This window comes from Aphanothece microscopica RSMan92, assembly GCF_046613545.2.
Classification (GTDB): Bacteria; Cyanobacteriota; Cyanobacteriia; order PCC-6307; family Cyanobiaceae; genus NIES-981.
Genome location: NZ_JBKKKY020000555.1, coordinates 1 through 440, shown reverse-complemented (window position 1 = coordinate 440; position 440 = coordinate 1). Strand labels below are relative to the sequence as shown.

Annotated in this window: 1 protein-coding gene; it reads left to right on the top strand. The window is 72.3% G+C overall.

What is annotated here, in order from left to right; all coding sequences use genetic code 11:
* On the top strand, nucleotides 1–440 hold a 440-nt coding region (locus ACLD7X_RS19025), incomplete at both ends, for a hypothetical protein (protein ID WP_411425241.1).

Sequence of the window (440 nt, the reverse complement as noted above, 5' to 3'; positions counted from 1 at the left end):
GACGGCCTGCTGGTGCAGGTGATCAAGCTGGAGGGCCTCTCGTTCGAGACCGCCGACACCGAGGAGCTGAACTATCGCAAGGCGATCCGCGACACGATGCTGCGCGCGATCGCCCATCCCCGGTTTGCGCTGCTGCATCACGTCATCCGCGCGCCCGTGCGCCCGGCGCTGGACGCCGCCTTCCCCGATCCGTTCAGCGCCACGCTGGACCAGCGCTGGAAGGCCCGGCTGGAGACGCGCGCGCTCTTCCTCAACGATCTCTACCTGACGCTGGTGCGCCGGCCCCCGGCGGCGGGGGGCGGCTGGCTCGACAAGACGCTGGATCTGTTCCGCCCCCGTCAGGCGCAGGTGGACGCCGCAGAGCGCGCCCGCGCGCTGCGCGAACTCGACAGCGCGCGCGACGGGCTGATGGCCGCGCTCGGCCACTATGGCGCGCGGGT